Origin of the sequence: Mycobacterium sp. 1165178.9 (genome assembly GCF_001673555.1) — a bacterium.
Lineage (GTDB): Bacteria > Actinomycetota > Actinomycetes > Mycobacteriales > Mycobacteriaceae > Mycobacterium.
The window spans coordinates 1-1132 of record NZ_LZMB01000516.1; the positions used below are offsets into that span (position 1 = coordinate 1).

Consider the following 1132-nt stretch of genomic DNA (forward strand, 5'->3'; position numbering starts at 1 on the left):
GGCGCCTCGAATACGGTGCGTACGGACAGGGTGGCGTCGAGGGTGTTTTCGATCGCGGCGACTAGGCGGGTGGCTAGTAGTGAGTCCCCGCCCAGGTCGAAGAAGGAGTCCTCGACCCCGACGCGTGTCACACCGAGCACTTCGGCGTAGATGCCGGCCAGGATGTCCTCAACCGGGGTGGCCGGAGCGCGATAACCCCCGCCGTCCTGGTATTCGGGGGCCGGCAGGGCGCGGGTGTCGAGTTTGCCGTTGACGGTCAACGGCAGCGCGTCGATCACCACCACCGCGGCCGGCACCATATATTCCGGGAGCCGCCCGGCCAACTGGGCGCGCAGGTCGGCTGGGTGTGCGGTCCCGGTGACATAACCCAGCAGCCGCGTGTCGCCGGGGCGGTCCTGGCGGGCGATCACCGCCGCCTGCTCGACCCCGTCCAGGCCGGCCAGTGCGGCCCGGACTTCCCCGCACTCGATGCGATAACCGCGGATCTTGACCTGCTCATCAGCGCGCCCCACATACCCCAGCTGCCCATCAGCCCCCCAACGCACCAGATCCCCGGTGCGATACATCCGGATCCCCGCCGCCGAGGGCCCGGCGAACGGACAGGCCACAAACCGCGACCCGGTCAACCCCGCCCGGCCCAAATAGCCCACCGCCACACCGGCACCGGCCACATACAACTCCCCGACCACCCCGACCGGCACCGGACGCAACCAGCCATCGAGCACAAACAACGCCGCCCCGGCCACCGGCGCACCGATCGGCGGTGCACCCGACCCCGCCGCCAACGGCGCACTGATCGCCACACACATCGTGGTCTCAGTCGGCCCATAGGCGTTGACCATCACCCGCCCCGGCGCCCACCGATCCACCACCTCAGCCGGACACGCCTCCCCGGCCATCACCAACGCCACCGACTCCAACCCCGCCGGGTCCAACACCGCCACCGCCGACGGGGTCTGAGTCAACACGCTGACCTGCTCGGCAACCAGCACGCCATGCAACTCTGGCGGGGAACCCACCACCGCCTCGGGCACCACCACCAACCGCCCGCCACGCAACAACGCACCGAAGATCTCCCACACCGAGACATCAAAGGCATACGAATGACACTGACTCCACACCCCCACCGCCG

1 protein-coding gene is annotated in these 1132 nt (G+C 69.4%); it reads right to left on the reverse strand.

What is annotated here, in order from left to right:
* Window positions 1-1132: non-ribosomal peptide synthetase (locus tag A5652_RS21965; RefSeq protein WP_156745478.1), on the reverse strand; the 1132-nt coding region annotated here is incomplete at both ends.